Annotated in this window: 1 protein-coding gene and 1 pseudogene; one reads left to right on the top strand and one right to left on the bottom strand. The window is 65.5% G+C overall.

Annotation, left to right across the window (positions count from 1 at the left end; all coding sequences use genetic code 11):
* Positions 1 to 335, top strand: a pseudogene (locus EOA24_RS39100) (ATP-dependent helicase); the annotation flags it as partial.
* A 56-nt stretch (positions 336 to 391) separates the two neighbouring features.
* On the opposite strand, the gene EOA24_RS39095 reads toward EOA24_RS39100, so the two are convergent.
* A partial coding sequence (locus EOA24_RS39095; RefSeq protein WP_145992580.1) for an alpha/beta fold hydrolase occupies positions 392 to 1,039 on the bottom strand: 648 nt, incomplete at its 5' end.

Below are 1,039 nucleotides of genomic sequence, written 5' to 3'. Positions count from 1 at the left end.
AGCGTATCATCCGCATGAAGCTGCCGGTCGTTGCCGACCACCTCGGCAGCCCGGATCCGCAGCGCGACCCCAGGGAAAAGACCGAGCGCCATTTCGAGCCGGCCAATGACCGCGAGCATCATGGCGGCCGCCGCGACGGCCGCCGACCGGGCAATGGCGGTGGCAAGAAGCACTTCACCGGCAAGCCCAACGGAGAGCGCGGACCGAAGCCGCAGGGCGAACGCCCGGCGGCCGCGCAGCCGAACGGCGAGCGCAAACCCGGCGGTTTCAAGCGCTTCAAGGGCAACAACAAGCGCCGCTTCGGCGGCAAGCGTCCGGCGAACCGCGCTGCTTGAGCTCATCAAATCTGATCGAGGAACGGCCGGAGCGAATGCTCCGGCCGTTTTTCGTTTCACTGGCCAGATTGCTGCTGCATCAACGCCTTCACCCAGACCACGATACGCTCCGTTAGAAAGCGTGTGGTCTGCGGCGACAGCACATCGCCGGCGATGACGTGATTGTCCGGATCGCCGGTATCGTCGACCGGCACCAGCTCGTGCGGACCGCCCCAGCGCCCGGCGATCTCGCGTGTGCGATCCGGCCGCACCACCTTGTCGGAATCCGAGAAGATGAACAGGGCAGGGATCTTTGCCTTCTCGACCGGCGCGGTATAGGCAAGCTCGGTGAGCGCGGCCATCGGCAGCACCGCTTTCATCGGGTATTTGGTCGTCCAGAATTTTTCGTGCAGCGCGTTGCGTGCCGGGAAACTGCGCTCCTTGCCGCCGACAAGTTCGGCGATCTGCCTGCCCCAGGGCATGGTCAGCAACTCCGCGCCGGAGGCCTTGACGCCGAAATTCGGCGATATGAACGCGATGGCCGCGACACCGTCGGATGCGCCGGGCTGCGTTGCGGCCCACGCCGCCAGCGAGCCGCCGGTCGAGGTTCCGATGACGATCACCTTGTCGCCGATTTCGCGCCCAATGGCCAAAGCCTCCTCATAGTCGTTGATCCACGCATTGACGCTGCCTTGCGCCATAGCCACGCCGTCCTGGCCGTGACC

Origin of the sequence: Mesorhizobium sp. M2A.F.Ca.ET.039.01.1.1, from assembly GCF_003998035.1 — a bacterium.
In the GTDB taxonomy this organism is placed as follows: domain Bacteria; phylum Pseudomonadota; class Alphaproteobacteria; order Rhizobiales; family Rhizobiaceae; genus Mesorhizobium.
Note: the sequence above shows the minus strand (reverse complement) of the source record. Positions and strands in the feature narration are given on the sequence as shown.